General features: G+C 27.5%; 13 protein-coding genes. 11 read left to right on the top strand and 2 right to left on the bottom strand.

Features of this window, described 5'->3' with window-relative positions; genetic code table 11:
- Window positions 1–285: 285 nt before the first annotated feature.
- From NGI68_RS08255 to NGI68_RS08210, 10 genes are all read left to right on the top strand, one after another.
- Window positions 286–1,629: an AAA family ATPase gene (locus NGI68_RS08255; RefSeq protein ID WP_251861000.1), complete on the top strand. Its 1,344-nt coding sequence runs from the start codon at window positions 286–288 to the stop codon at window positions 1,627–1,629.
- Window positions 1,630–1,651: 22 nt separating this feature from the next.
- On the top strand, window positions 1,652–3,388 hold the full coding sequence (locus NGI68_RS08250; protein ID WP_251860999.1) for a vWA domain-containing protein: 1,737 nt from the start codon (window positions 1,652–1,654) through the stop codon (window positions 3,386–3,388).
- A gap of 11 nt (window positions 3,389–3,399) precedes the next feature.
- Window positions 3,400–3,741, top strand: a complete 342-nt coding sequence (locus NGI68_RS08245; RefSeq protein WP_251860998.1) for a hypothetical protein — start codon at window positions 3,400–3,402, stop codon at window positions 3,739–3,741.
- Window positions 3,742–3,775: 34 nt separating this feature from the next.
- A complete protein-coding gene (locus NGI68_RS08240; protein ID WP_251860997.1) occupies window positions 3,776–4,504 on the top strand; it encodes a BRCT domain-containing protein in 729 nt (242 codons plus the stop codon).
- Between the two features lie 577 nt (window positions 4,505–5,081).
- On the top strand, window positions 5,082–5,660 hold the full coding sequence (locus NGI68_RS08235) for a helix-turn-helix domain-containing protein (RefSeq protein WP_251860996.1): 579 nt from the start codon (window positions 5,082–5,084) through the stop codon (window positions 5,658–5,660).
- A 39-nt stretch (window positions 5,661–5,699) separates the two neighbouring features.
- Window positions 5,700–6,602: a trans-4-hydroxy-L-proline dehydratase activase gene (locus tag NGI68_RS08230; RefSeq protein ID WP_251860995.1), complete on the top strand. Its 903-nt coding sequence runs from the start codon at window positions 5,700–5,702 to the stop codon at window positions 6,600–6,602.
- 6 nt (window positions 6,603–6,608) lie between these two features.
- Window positions 6,609–8,972 carry a trans-4-hydroxy-L-proline dehydratase gene (gene hypD, locus NGI68_RS08225; RefSeq protein WP_251860994.1) on the top strand — a complete coding sequence of 788 codons (2,364 nt, stop codon included), beginning with the start codon at window positions 6,609–6,611 and terminating at the stop codon, window positions 8,970–8,972.
- A 109-nt stretch (window positions 8,973–9,081) separates the two neighbouring features.
- Complete coding sequence (gene proC, locus NGI68_RS08220) at window positions 9,082–9,888, top strand: pyrroline-5-carboxylate reductase (RefSeq protein ID WP_251860993.1); 807 nt, start codon at window positions 9,082–9,084, stop codon at window positions 9,886–9,888.
- Between the two features lie 127 nt (window positions 9,889–10,015).
- A complete protein-coding gene (ppnP, locus tag NGI68_RS08215; RefSeq protein ID WP_251860992.1) occupies window positions 10,016–10,294 on the top strand; it encodes a pyrimidine/purine nucleoside phosphorylase in 279 nt (92 codons plus the stop codon).
- Window positions 10,295–10,324: 30 nt separating this feature from the next.
- Window positions 10,325–11,200, top strand: a complete 876-nt coding sequence (locus NGI68_RS08210) for a sulfite exporter TauE/SafE family protein (RefSeq protein ID WP_251860991.1) — start codon at window positions 10,325–10,327, stop codon at window positions 11,198–11,200.
- A 400-nt stretch (window positions 11,201–11,600) separates the two neighbouring features.
- Here NGI68_RS08210 and NGI68_RS08205 read toward each other — a convergent pair whose 3' ends face one another.
- Window positions 11,601–12,188 carry a flavin reductase family protein gene (locus tag NGI68_RS08205; RefSeq protein WP_251860990.1) on the bottom strand — a complete coding sequence of 196 codons (588 nt, stop codon included), beginning with the start codon at window positions 12,186–12,188 and terminating at the stop codon, window positions 11,601–11,603.
- Between the two features lie 30 nt (window positions 12,189–12,218).
- Window positions 12,219–12,722 (bottom strand): QueT transporter family protein, encoded by a 504-nt coding sequence (locus NGI68_RS08200; RefSeq protein WP_251860989.1) that lies wholly within the window; start codon window positions 12,720–12,722, stop codon window positions 12,219–12,221.
- A 200-nt stretch (window positions 12,723–12,922) separates the two neighbouring features.
- Here NGI68_RS08200 and NGI68_RS08195 point away from each other — a divergent pair, with 200 nt between their 5' ends.
- Complete coding sequence (locus tag NGI68_RS08195; protein ID WP_251860988.1) at window positions 12,923–14,152, top strand: M16 family metallopeptidase; 1,230 nt, start codon at window positions 12,923–12,925, stop codon at window positions 14,150–14,152.
- Window positions 14,153–14,164 lie beyond the last annotated feature (12 nt).

Here is a 14,164-nt window from a genome sequence, read left to right as displayed (position 1 = left end):
TCCGTTATTATATTATATATTGTTCTGTAAATTTTGTAAAATTCCTTTTAATCCAATTAGGCAAATTTAAATATCAAAATCTAGGTAAAAAAGTCAGAAAAAAAGAAATTTTGCTAAAATTCAGTTGAATGGCTATTACTTTTATTGTAATATACAAGTGAAAGTTACCAAGAAATGAAATAAATATTTATATATGAATATTTATTTAACAAAATCAAGGAGTTAGTATAAAATATAAATGTAGAATTATAATGTAAATAATGTTTATAAATAGGAGGATAATAAATGCAACAATTTGACGACTTCTTTGAAGGTTTAGATTTAGATGAACTGAAATATGAAGAAAAATATATAAAAAATAATAATTCCCAGGAAATAATAAAAGAAAACATAAATAATGTAAATGAATTTATGATAAATATGGATTACCATCAAATTAATAATCTTTATGAAAGTGGATTAAAGAAATTAAAGATTATAGAAGAAGAACTTAATGATTTTTTTGTGGAACGTGAGGAGATTATAAAAGATGCTTTAAGGGCTTTGATAATTGGACAACATATGTTTTTATATGGACCTCCAGGAACAGGTAAGAGTTTATTAGTATATAATTTATGTAAAAGAATAGATAGGGCTAAATATTTTCAGTGGTTATTAAATAAAACTTCAGATCCTGCAGAAATACTAGGACCATATAGTATCAAGGCTATGGAACAGGATAAATTTTTAAGAAAAACTAATGGAAAATTACCAGAAGCTCATATTGCATTCATAGATGAAATATGGAAAAGTAATGAACCTACTCTAAATATATTATTACCTCTTCTCAATGAAAAAATATTTTATAACGATGGAAAGGCTATACAAGTTCCATTAATAAGCATGTTTTGTGCAAGTAATGAAATACCAGATGATGAAAGCCTGCATGCATTATATGATAGAATAATATTTAGAGATTATCTAGGATATGTAAAAGATACAGATAATAAGTTGAAAATGTTTAAAAACTATGTAAATATGAAAAAAAATAAAAATGAAATTAATATACATACAAAAATAACATTAGAAGAAATATATGCTATACAAAAGAAAGTAGAAGGTATAGATATTAAGGAGGATATATATTTAGATTTTATAAAGCTTATGGATAGTTTAGACAGAAGTGGAATAATTGTATCAGATAGGAGAAAGAATGAGTGTTTAAAGGTTATCCAAGGTAACGCATTGTTATATGGAAGAGACCATGTAGTAGTAGAGGATTTTGAAGCATTAAAAAACGTTTTATGGAATGATTTAGATGACATATCTATTATAGAAAATAATATTAACAAAATAATAAATCCTTATGATGATAAGGTTAGAGATTACGTTAGAAAATTTAATGAAATAAAAGAAGAAATAGACTATATAGAAGATAAGGATGATAAAATTAGAGCTACTATTGAAGCTAAGGTCAGTATAGAGAATATTGTTAAAAGATTAGACAGATTAATACAGCAGGCAGAGAATAATGGCAAGGACATAGAAAATATGATTAAAAAGAAAAAATATATAGAGGATTATAATGAAAATATAATGAAAGAAGTTTTAGGTATAGATTTGAATTTTAAGGCTGATAGTGATATATGATTATTTTGAAAGGAGTCTTTAAATGAAACTAAATTATTATAATGTAGTTTTTGAAGAAGATAGGGAAAAAGAACAAATTTCTGTAGAAAAAAAAGAGGTTTTTCAGAGTATAGACTCCATATTAGGAATAAAAAAAAGAGAATATAAAAAAGATCAGTCAGTAAAACATTATGAGTTTGATATGGATATATATAAGGATATATATGATATTTCTTCAACTATGCAAAGTTTAGTACAAGAGGGAAAAAGATATTTACCTGTGTTTGATAAATTATATAAAGATATATTTTTGCTTCTATATAAATATGAACCGTTTATATATAGAGAAGATAAAATTAGATCTACATGTATAATTAATAATAGGATAATAAGGAACTTAGCTAAAACAGAAGACCTACAAAATTTAAGAAAAAACTGTAGTTTACATGAATTAAACTCAGCCATAGGATGTGAAATAATAGGTAAAAAGGCTGTTAAAATAGCAAAGAAGTGGAGTCAAAATCAAGAAAATGAAAAAGAACAATCAGATGGCATAAACAAAGAAAATAATCCTCATCATAATGATGAAAAAACCTTGTCTGATTTATTAATAGAGATGCAGGAAGCGGAAGATAAAATAAAAGATTTATCAAAAGAAAAACAAGAACTAGAAGAGAATATAGAAAACTTAAAGAATAATATCAGTGATTTAAGTGAAGAAGATATGAAAAATAAGTTGCAAAAAATAGATGAAGAATTAGAAAATATGGAAAAGCAAGGGGATAATATAGAAGAACAATTAAGTGATAAATTAGAAGAAAGTGAAGAGGAAATAGAAAACTTATCAAAAGAAATTGCAGAGGCTTTTAATGAAGCTGAAAAGGAAGTTAGACAGGCTACATCTTATGTAAAGGATTGGGGGTTAGGAGATAAACCCAATAAATCTTCCAAAATTCCTTTTGCAGATAAAGTAGAAGCATTAGAGAGAATAAGAAAATCTAAAAAACTAAAAGAGTTGTCAGATATAATAGGAAGATTTAAAGACAGTGCCCTTAAAGATCAAAAGAATAAACATAAAGATGGAGCTGTGGCCATTAAATCTGTTAGAATAGGGAATAACATTATACATACTCTACCAAGTGAAAAAATGCTTTTAACCAATGAAACTACTAAAAAGGAGTTTTATAGGAAATTTAATCAAAAACAATTATTAGAGTATGAACTAGAATCAGATAAATTAAAATCCAAAGGTCCTATGGTAGTATGTATAGATATGTCTAGTAGCATGAAAGGCATAAAAGAGAAATGGTCAAAAGCTGTAACTATAGCATTACTTGAAATAGCTCAGGAGCAGAAAAGAAATTTTGCAGCTATATTGTTTAATGAAGATGCTACAGAACCTATAATAATAGAAAAAGGAAAAAGAGAACCAGAAAAGATACTAGATATAGCAGAAAGATTTGATGGAGGGGGAACTTTATTTGAAACACCTCTTCAGAAAGCGCTAGATGTTATAGAACAGTCCAAGTTTAAAAAAGCAGATATAGTTTTTATAACAGATGGACATAGTTATACTCATCCAGATTTTATAGATAAGTTTAATAAAATGAAGGATAAAAAGAAATTTAAAGTTTTAAGTGTATTAATATATGCTGGAGGAAATATTGGGAATATAGAAAGTTTACAACTTTTTTCTGATGATATAATGACTATAGGGGAGCTTACGGAACTTGAAGATGCAAATTCTGTTATAGCACATAAAATATTTAGAAGTGTTTAGAGGTGTTTTGTATGAGTAAACATTGTAAGTATTGCAAAAAGACTGTGTTTAAAGCCTTTATAAAAAGACCAGGTATAATAGATTTAAAAGAAAACGAGCCTAATATTTTAAAAGAAGTGGATAATAAATTTGGCTATGAGGTAGTACAGTGCTTAAATTGTAAAAAGCCATTGACTAATGATGATCTAGTTGGAACAGTAATTTGTAAAAATTGCGGAGAAGAAGTACCAGAAGATAGCCTAATAGAAGATATTTGTGTGAATTGTTATTTAGCAAAGAACAGACCAGACCTAAATAATTTACCTAAAGAAGATTTAATAAAAAAAATCTTAAATTTAGAAAAAGAGATTTAAAATGTAAATATTATAACAAGACGGGGAGATATACATGGATGATATGCAATTCATAAATAAAATTAAAAATATGGTTGATGAAAAAGGATTAAACATTAAACCGTTAAATAATGAAGCTATAAATATTTTATTTAAACAAGGGTTTTTAAATAGTATTTATGATATATTTTTATTGAAAAAGGAAGAACTATATAAAATAGATGATTTTAAAACAGAATATGTGGATAAGCTTATAAAATCTATTGATAAAGCTAAAAATTGTAGCCTAGAAAAATTTATATACGCATCTTCTATTCCCAAAGTTGGAGAAAGGGAAGCAAAGCTTATTGCTAATACTTTTTTAAATTTTACAGATTTGGTAATAGACATAAATAATGATGACTGCCATAGACTAAAAAGAATAGATGGTATAAATGAGGAAATAATAAGCAGTATAAAAAGAAATAAAGTTTTTCTTGTTAATCTATTTGTGTATATTAATCCAATATCCATAGATGAACACAATTCAGATATTAAAAGATATAAATTTTCTATAACAGGAGTATTAAATAAAGCTACAAATTATTATGAAGAAATAATAAAAGAAGCTAATTGTATAGTTGTAGACAATGTTACAAAGGATGTAGATTATCTAGTGTTTGGAGATTTAGCTAATGCTACTAAAATGATGGATGCAAAAAAATATAACACTAGACTAATATCAGAGCGTCAATTAATAGATATATTAAAAGAAATTAAGGAAAATAATAAAATTAAATACTAAATAAATGGTTAAAACTATTGATATATAAAGTATCAATAGTTTTTTTAGTATAGGTAATAATTTTAAATTATAGAAAAACAATCATTTAGCAAATACTAAAAGTATAATTAAGCACATAAAAGATAATTTATATAGATAAGTACAGGCTGTATAAATAAGAGACTATTTGTTAGTATAGTATTGGTAATTATTTCAAGAGAAAAAATAATATGGAATTTAATTATTAATTAGTTATTATTATAATGTAATAAATTATGTTTTCATGATGATGAAAATTTGTTTAATAATTATCAAAAAAATGCTAGACTTTATATATATAATAGATTATAATTTGAAATGTAGAGATTAATAATATTTTAACAATTAAATATATGATAGCAGTATTTAAGTAATGACAACTAATATTAAAAAAAGTCGGAATATTAATTAAAAACAGATATTATCTTTAGATAAATTTTATATGAAATAATATTTTTAACCTATACTAAAAAGTATTCATATTTATAAAATTAATTGTTGATTATTTTCTGTGATATAATAATATATTATATAAAATTGAATATTAAGGAGATTAACAATGATTGAAGATATAGGTAAAAAAATAAAAAAATTAAGAACTAACAAAAAATTAACGTTGAAAGAATTAAGTGAAAGAACAAACCTTTCAATAGGATTTCTGTCACAATTAGAAAGAGGGCTAACAACTGTAGCTATAGATTCATTAAGTAAAATAGCTAAAGAGTTGGATATAGATTTAACATATTTTTTTCAAACTCCTAAGAAGAATAAGAAAATAGTTCTTAGAAGCTATGAAAGAGAAATACTACAAGTAGAGAATAATAGATTCATAAAATATAATCTTAGTAATGATTTAGAAAATAAGACTGTTTTACCAAGATTAATAGAGATACTTCCTACAGATAACAAAGAAAATATTATTTCTTATCAACATAAAGGAGAAGAATTTGTGTATGTATTGGAAGGCATACTTACATTATTTATCAACGATGATCAACAGGAGTTATATCCTGGAGACAGTGCTCATTATGATTCAAGTATAAATCATAATTGGGCAAACTATACTAGTAAACCTGTAAAATTGTTAACAGTGCATACTCCTAATATGTTTAAAGAAGAGAATATTAAAAATCAATAAAGTAGTTTTTAGAAAGCAATATTTTGGGGGTGGATTTACTTGAAAAAAAGTACTATTGTTAACATTCAAAAATTTTCTGTTCATGATGGACCAGGAATACGAACTACTGTATTTTTTAAAGGATGTCCATTAAATTGCTGGTGGTGTCATAATCCTGAAACACAAAGAAAAGAACATGAAATAATGTTTTTTAAAGAAAGATGCACATCTTGTGGTGTTTGTGCCAAAAGATGTCCACAAAAAGCCATAGAAATAAAAGATAACATTCCAATGGTAGATGAAGAAAAATGTAAATTTTGTGGTAAGTGTACAGATTTCTGTCCTAGTAACGCAAGAGAGTATGTAGGAAAAGATCTTACAGCAAAAGAAATAATAAAAGAAGTAATAAAAGATGAAGTGTTTTATGAAGAATCCGGTGGTGGAGTTACATTTTCTGGGGGGGAACCAATGCTCCATGCAGATTTCATAAATGAAATTTTAGAAGCCTGTAAAATGAGAGGGATACATACTACTATAGATACTAGTGGATATGCATCCTGGGATAAGTTTGACAAAATAAGATATAAGGTAGATTTATTTTTATACGACTTAAAATCAATGAATAATGAAATTCATAAAAAATATACAGGAGTAGAAAATACACTTATACTAAATAATTTAGAGATGTTGTCTAAATACGGACATAATATTTATTTAAGAATACCAATAATAACCGGGGTAAACGATGACAATGAAAATATAGATGAAACAATTAAGTTTGTATCAAAGTTAAATTTAATTCAAGTAAATTTATTGCCATATCATAAAATGGGTATGGATAAATATAAAAGACTCAAGATGGAATATAAATTAACAGGTGATGAAAAGCCATCAGATAATAAAATGGATGACATAGCAGAAAAATTTAAAAAAGCTGGAATTAAAGTAAAAATAGGGGGTTAATTAATTATGATGACAGACAGAGTTAAAAAGTTAAGGGAAGAAAGCTTAAATGCTATACCACGTATCTCTATGGAAAGAACTAAAATAGTTACTGATGTTTATAAAAAATATGAAGGAACTGTTTCAATACCAGTATTAAGAGCATTAGTTTTAAAAGAATTAATGGAAAGAAAAGAACTTTGCATATATGATGGAGAACTTATAGTAGGTGAAAGAGGAGAAGCTGCAGCTGCTACGCCAACTTATCCTGAATTGTGCTGTCATACAGTAGAAGACTTTGATATAATGGATAAACGTGAGAAAATAAGTTTTAAAACAACTGATGAAGATAAAAAAATACAAGAAGAACTTATTATTCCTTTTTGGGAAAAAAGATCTATGAGACATAAAATATTAGACAAAATGACTCCAGAATGGAAAGCATGTTACGAAGCAGGAATATTTACTGAATTTATGGAACAAAGGGGACCTGGACACACAGCAGGTGGGGATAAATATTATAGAATGGGCTTCTTAGATATAAAAGAAGAAATAAAAGAAGCTATAAGTAAATTAGACTATTTAAATGATGATGAAGCTTTAGATAAAAAAGAACAATTAGATGCTATGGATATAGCTTGTGATGCTATAATTATTTATGGAAAGCGTTATTCAGAATATGCAGCTAAATTAGCAGAAAAAGAGACAGATTCAATAAGAAGGAAAGAACTTATGGAAATATCTGAAGTGTGTAGTTGGGTACCGGCTCATGCTCCAAGAACTTTTAGAGAAGCACTTCAAATGTATTGGTTCGTTCATTTGTGCGTAATTTCCGAATTAAATCCTTGGGATGCATTTAATCCTGGAAGATTAGATCAACACTTATATCCATTCTATGAAAAAGAAGTAGAAGAAGGAATTTTAGATAGAGAACAAGCTAGAGAGTTATTACAATGCTTCTGGGTTAAGTTTAACAATCAACCAGCACCACCAAAAGTTGGTATAACATTAAAAGAAAGTGGAACTTATACTGATTTTGCAAATATAAATAGCGGTGGTATGAAGAAAGATGGATCAGATGGAGTTAATGATGTAAGTTATTTAGTACTTGAAGTAATAGATGAAATGAGGTTATTACAACCAAGTTCCAATGTTCAAATAAGCAAAAAAACTCCACAAAGATTCTTAAAGAAAGCTTGCGAAGTTATAAGAAAAGGATGGGGGCAACCATCAATATTCAATGCAGATGCAGTTGTTCAGGAATTAATAAGGGCAGGTAAGTCTATAGAGGATGCTAGATGTGGCGGAAATAGTGGTTGTGTTGAGACCGGTGCTTTTGGTAAAGAAGCTTATATATTAACAGGATATTTGAATTTACCAAAAATATTAGAAGTAACATTATTTAATGGTATTGATTCTCAAACAGGAAAACAAATAGGTATTAAAACAGGAGATATAACTACATTAACAACTTATGAAGAACTGTTTGATGCGTTTAAAAAGCAACTTAAACATTTTATTGATATAAAAGTAAATGGAAATAGAGTTATAGAAAGATTATATGCTACACTAATGCCTGCACCATTTTTATCAGTTGTTATAGATGATTGTATATCAAAGGGAAAAGATTACAATGCAGGTGGAGCAAGATACAACACTAGTTATATTCAAGGTGTTGGTATAGGTACAATTACAGATAGTTTATCAGCAATTAAATATCAAGTTTTTGATGAAAAGAATATAACAATGGAAGAACTAATAGAATCATTAAAGACTAACTTTGAAGGACATGAAGATGTATATAATTTAGTTAGAAATAAAACTCCTAAATATGGTAATGATGATGATTATGCTGATGAAATAATGCAAGAAACTTTTGATGCTTATTATAATGAAGTAAATGGAAGGCCTAACGGTAGAGGTGGATGCTACAGAATAGATATGCTTCCTACAACATGTCATGTTTACTTTGGGTCAGTTATAAATGCTACTCCAGATGGAAGAAAAGCTCATTTGCCAGTATCAGAAGGCATTTCTCCATCAAAGGGAGCAGATATAAATGGACCAACATCAGTTGTAAAATCAGCATCAAAAATGGATCATCTAAGAACAGGTGGAACATTACTAAATCAAAAATTTACTCCTTCAGTAGTTCAAGGTGAAGAAGGAATAGATAATATGGCTAATTTAGTAAGAGCTTATTTTACAATGGATGGACATCATATTCAATTTAATGTTGTAAATAAGGAAACTTTATTGAAAGCTCAAGAAAATCCAGATGAATATAAAGATTTGATAGTACGTGTTGCAGGATATAGTGATTACTTCAATAACCTAGATAAAGTTCTACAAAATGAAATTATAGAAAGAACAGAACAAGATTTTAACTAGAAATTAGTTTAAAATATAATATAACTAAAAATAAAAACTAGGAGAAGGAACTAAATATATAATTTGGTTCTTTCTCTTAGTAACAAATTTACACTAGGAGGAAGTATATATGAATAAAGTAATAGGTTTTATTGGTGCTGGAAACATGGGGAAGGCAATGGTTGGAGGAATAGTTAATTCAAAATTAGTTACTCCACATAATATTGTATTGGCAGACTTAAATGAAAAATCATTAGAATCTGCAAAAGAAAAATTTGGGGTTAGAGTAACAACAGATAGTAATGAATTAGCTAAAGAAGTGGATATATTAGTTTTATCTGTAAAACCAAATTTATATCCGATAGTAATAAAACAGATAAAAGATAATGTTAAAAAAGATGTTATAGTAGTTACTATAGCAGCAGGCAAATCATTGGAAGATACAGAAAATATGTTTGGAACAAGAATAAAGATAGTTAGAGTAATGCCAAATACTCCTGCATTAGTTGGAGAAGGAATGGCTGCTATATGTCCTAATGATCTAGTTTCTAAAGAAGAGATAGAAGAAATTATAAGTATATTCGAAAGCTTTGGAAAAGCTGAAATAGTAGGAGAAAAATTAATGGATGCAGTAACAGGAGTGAGTGGATCAGCTCCAGCATATGTATATATGTTTATAGAAGCTATGGCAGATGCAGCTGTATTAGAAGGAATGCCAAGAGATAAAGCATACAAATTTGCAGCACAAGCAGTATTAGGATCAGCTAAAATGGTTTTAGAAACAGGAATGCATCCAGGTGCATTAAAAGATATGGTTTGTTCACCAGGAGGAACTACAATTGAAGCAGTAGCAACTCTTGAAAAATGTGGACTTAGAAATGCTGTTATAGAGGCTATTAAAGATTGTGTAAAAAAATCTAAAGAAATGTCTAAATAATAAAGACAATAGTTACTTTGTTGTTCTATTCAAAACAATAGGACAACAAAGTAATTAAAATATATTAAAAACAGAAGAAAAAATAATCAGAATATTAATCGTATTCTGAAATTTATGGAGGGTAAAAATGAGAATAAATGAGTATTTTGATGGTAAGGTAAAATCTATGAGCTTTAACAATGAAGAAGGAGAAGCTACTATAGGGTTAATGGATGTAGGTGAATATAAATTTTCTACATCAAAAAAAGAATATATGACAGTAATTAGTGGAAAGATGACAGTTAAATTACCTGAAGAGAGTAATTGGCAACAATTCGGTAAAAACGAAACATTTACAGTAGAACCAAACCAAAAATTTAATGTAAAAATTGAAGAACAAACAGCCTATATATGTTTTTATAAATAATCTTACTAAGGATAAAGAGGAGAGATACAAATGGTAAAAACTATATGGCTAGCATTAATAATCCTAGCAGTGTGGTTTGGAATTATACTACTTAGAGACTTTATAAAACACAAAGATAATTTAGAAGATGTGTCTTGGGGAAAGACAGCATTTATAGGGTTTATAGTTAACTTCTTTGATGTTTTAGGTATAGGGGCATTTGCACCTCAAACTGCTTTGCTAAAAATAACAAAGCAAACAGAAGATAGAATATTACCAGGTACTTTAAATTCTGCTAATACAATCCCAGTTTTAATAGAAGCTATAATATTTATAAAAATTATAGAAGTAGAATCTGTAACTTTAATATCTATGCTAGTTGCAGCAGCTGTAGGAGCCATCATAGGAGCAGGAATAGTATCAAAGCTTCCAGAGAAAATAATACAGCTTACAATGGGATGTGCTTTATTAGTAACAGCTTATTTTATGCTTGCAAGCCAAATGAATTGGATGCCAGGTGGTGGTGATGCCATAGAATTACAGGGAACAAAATTGATAATTGCAGTAGTAATAAATTTTATACTAGGAGCTCTAATGACAGCAGGAATAGGACTATACGCACCTTGTATGGCATTAGTGTTTATGTTAGGAATGTCACCAAAGGTTGCATTTCCTATAATGATGGGATCTTGTGCATTTTTAATGCCTCCAGCATCAGCTAAATTTGTTAAGGAAGGTGCCTATAATAGAAAAGCTAGTGTTTCAATGAGTTTAGCAGGATCTGTTGGAGTTTTAATAGCTGCATTTTTAGTTAAATCTCTACCAATGGGTATATTGCGTTGGATAGTTATATTAGTAGTGCTTTATACTGCAGCAATAATGATAAAATCAGCTTTAAAAAACAAAGTTAAACAAGTTATTGTGTAAAACTATTTTTACAAATTTATGTGGGGGGAGCTTATTTTATAAGTTCTACCCATGATTTTTATAAGAGGGATATTTATAATTACTTTATAGTGAAATATTATCATGTCCCAATGTATGTATTGTATTACTAAATTTATATTTTCACTATACAATGAATAAACCTATTTTTATAAAAATAGGTTATTTCAGAACTTTGTTATTTCATATAATTTAGAACACATCATATTGGACTCTATTGTATTAGTGTCTATTTTTTTATTTATATGATGTGATAGGAATATTAAAATAATTTCTATTATAAGTATAAAAATTAATGTATAAAATAGCTTTTTGAAATTGGACATAAAAAAACCCCCTTTTATACTAATGTATGCAGGGAATTTTTAGAACATAATAAAAATTATCTATTAAACTTCTTCTTTTTATTCTTTTTTTGTACAGAGTATCCAAATTTACCTAAAGATTTTTGAGGTAAAGCATAGTACTCCCCGTGAGAGTATGAAATCAAGTTTGCTTTTTCAAAATGGATTTTACCTTTCTCATCTAGTAGTTCATTATTTATATTAGTGAAAAGTATTTCACATAAGAATAAATGATGAGTTCCTAAAGGCAGTATGTTTATAACTTTACACTCTAAATTTATAGGACACTCTTCTATGTATGGTACATTTATCTCATCTGAATCCTTAAGTGTAAAATTGCATTCTTTTATTTTATCATTAGTTTTACCAGAACGCACACCACAGTAATCCACTGCTCTAACAAGATTGTTAGATGGTAAATTAACTACTAATTCTGGATTATTTTTTAAATACTCAAAAGAAAGTCGTTCAGGTCTTATAGCTATGCTTATTATAGGCGGTTTGGTACAGGCGGTTCCAATCCAACCTACAGTAAATACATTAGTTTTTTCTTTGCTTTTAGTAGTTATTAGTGCTACTGGTACGGGATTTAACATAGCACTGCCTTTGAATTTTACTTTCTTCATATAGGTTCTCTCCTTGGAATTTTTATATTTTTAGTATTTAAAATAAGACATAAGCTTTTTGTTTTTTTCTATTATTGATATAAGTAGCAATCCTAGTATATAACAGGATATTGCTTCACCTAGACCTACCCACATCATTGAAAGTAATAGTGGAAGTTTTAGTGTATAATTTAAAATAAAGCCTATTACTACTGCATTTATAATTATTGGTGGTAGAGGTGCTAAATATTTCTTAAATTTTAAATTGCTTTTACCTATATAATAAGTTAATATAGCAGCTATTAAGGTAGCCATTGAACCAAATACTACATCAATAATTCCATTTCCACCTATTATATTAGCAATAATACAACCTAAAAAAACTCCCCATATAGAATAGGAGGATAGAAAAGGTAACAGGGTTAAAGCTTCTGACACTCTTACTTGAATTTGCCCATAACTTATAGGAGCTAAAAGTAAAGTAAGTACAGTGTAAATAGCAGCTATAACTGCTGAAAACACTAACTTAGAGATTCGTTTGTTTTGTAAATTCATAATAATACCTCCATAGTTTTTATTAAAGACAGGATGGTTACGAACTGTCTATAATTGTATATAATATATATATTACCTATATTAGTTTAATACTTTTAATTAATATAGTCAATTAAGTATGAATACTTTGATTAAACTATATACATGCTTATATTTATAAATTATAATAGTGTAAATATATAATTTAAAAGGTGATGTAAATGTATGATGCAAAAAAAACTATATTAAAAAATGGTATAGCCTTAGTTACTATAAAAAGAGATACTCAAATAACTGCTATTCATGCAGGAATAAAAATAGGTGCTATATATGAAAATGAAAAAGAAAAAGGTATAAGCCATTTTATAGAACATATGCTGTTCAAAGGAACTAAACACAGAGATAATGAAACTTTAAATAGAGAATTAGAGAATCTAGGTGGGGAATATAACGCATATACAGATACTAATTCCACAGTATGTAGTATAACTGCTTTGGAGGAAGAATTAGAAAAATCTGTAGAAATTTTAGGAGATATGTTTCAAAATTCAGTATTCCCTAAAGAGGAGATAGAAAAAGAAAGAGAAGTAATTTTAGCAGAAATAAGAGGAAGTAAGGATGATTTAGAAGACTACTCTTTCAAAAAAGTAAATGAAACAGCTTTTGACAAAAGTCCGTTAAAGTATGATACTTTAGGAAATGAAAAAATAGTTAAATCCTTTAATAGAGATAAACTTATAAAATTTTACGAGAGGTATTATGTACCTAATAATTGTTTCATATCTATAGTTTCAGATTTTCCACATGATTATGTAGTAAGTATTGTAGAAAAATATTTCAAAGATTGGATATGGAAAGAATTTAAGAGAGAGAAAGTATTAGAAGAAAATAATCGATTTTTGAAAAAAGTTTCTTATAAAAATAGTGTAGAACAAAGCACAATTGTGTATTTATTTACACTTCATGGATTAAGTAAAAAAGAAGAGCTGGCATTAACAATATTAAGTCATAGATTAGGTGAAAGTGGTAATTCCATATTATTTAGAGAGCTTAGAGAAAAAAGAGGATTTGCCTATGATGTATATACAGATTTAGACTTATCACCTTATGTAAAAACTCTTTATATATATACTTCTGTGGGAAGGGAAAATGTAGATGAAACTTTAGAAGTTATAAATAATTGTATAGAAAATATAAAAAATGGTAAAATAGGTTTTGATAATAATACTATAAATCTTATGAAAAAGATATTAAAGACAGCTATTGCATTTACGTTAGAAGATGTAACAGATATAGGTAATTATGCTTTTCATCAAGTAATAGATGATGAAAATATATTTCAGTTTTATGAAGATATGAAAGATTTAGATGGAATAAAAGAAGAAGATATATATACAGTAGCTAGCAAAGTTCTAAAAAAGCCTACTATACACATACTTTTAAACCAATAGCTATTTTAGGAG

The organism is Clostridium sp. Marseille-Q2269, from assembly GCF_943736985.1.
In the GTDB taxonomy this organism is placed as follows: Bacteria; Bacillota; Clostridia; order Clostridiales; family Clostridiaceae; genus Clostridium_F.
Note: the sequence above shows the minus strand (reverse complement) of the source record. Positions and strands in the feature narration are given on the sequence as shown.

Excerpts from the sequence above, each read along its gene's own strand:
- NGI68_RS08255 (WP_251861000.1), top strand. The coding sequence starts at position 286 with ATGCAACAATTTGACGACTTCTTTGAAGGTTTAGATTTAGATGAACTG.
- NGI68_RS08250 (WP_251860999.1), top strand. The coding sequence starts at position 1,652 with ATGAAACTAAATTATTATAATGTAGTTTTTGAAGAAGATAGGGAAAAA.
- NGI68_RS08245 (WP_251860998.1), top strand. The coding sequence starts at position 3,400 with ATGAGTAAACATTGTAAGTATTGCAAAAAGACTGTGTTTAAAGCCTTT.
- NGI68_RS08240 (WP_251860997.1), top strand. The coding sequence starts at position 3,776 with ATGGATGATATGCAATTCATAAATAAAATTAAAAATATGGTTGATGAA.
- NGI68_RS08235 (WP_251860996.1), top strand. The coding sequence starts at position 5,082 with ATGATTGAAGATATAGGTAAAAAAATAAAAAAATTAAGAACTAACAAA.
- hypD (WP_251860994.1), top strand. The coding sequence starts at position 6,609 with ATGATGACAGACAGAGTTAAAAAGTTAAGGGAAGAAAGCTTAAATGCT.
- proC (WP_251860993.1), top strand. The coding sequence starts at position 9,082 with ATGAATAAAGTAATAGGTTTTATTGGTGCTGGAAACATGGGGAAGGCA.
- ppnP (WP_251860992.1), top strand. The coding sequence starts at position 10,016 with ATGAGAATAAATGAGTATTTTGATGGTAAGGTAAAATCTATGAGCTTT.
- NGI68_RS08210 (WP_251860991.1), top strand. The coding sequence starts at position 10,325 with ATGGTAAAAACTATATGGCTAGCATTAATAATCCTAGCAGTGTGGTTT.
- NGI68_RS08205 (WP_251860990.1), bottom strand. The coding sequence starts at position 12,188 with ATGAAGAAAGTAAAATTCAAAGGCAGTGCTATGTTAAATCCCGTACCA.
- NGI68_RS08200 (WP_251860989.1), bottom strand. The coding sequence starts at position 12,722 with ATGAATTTACAAAACAAACGAATCTCTAAGTTAGTGTTTTCAGCAGTT.
- NGI68_RS08195 (WP_251860988.1), top strand. The coding sequence starts at position 12,923 with ATGTATGATGCAAAAAAAACTATATTAAAAAATGGTATAGCCTTAGTT.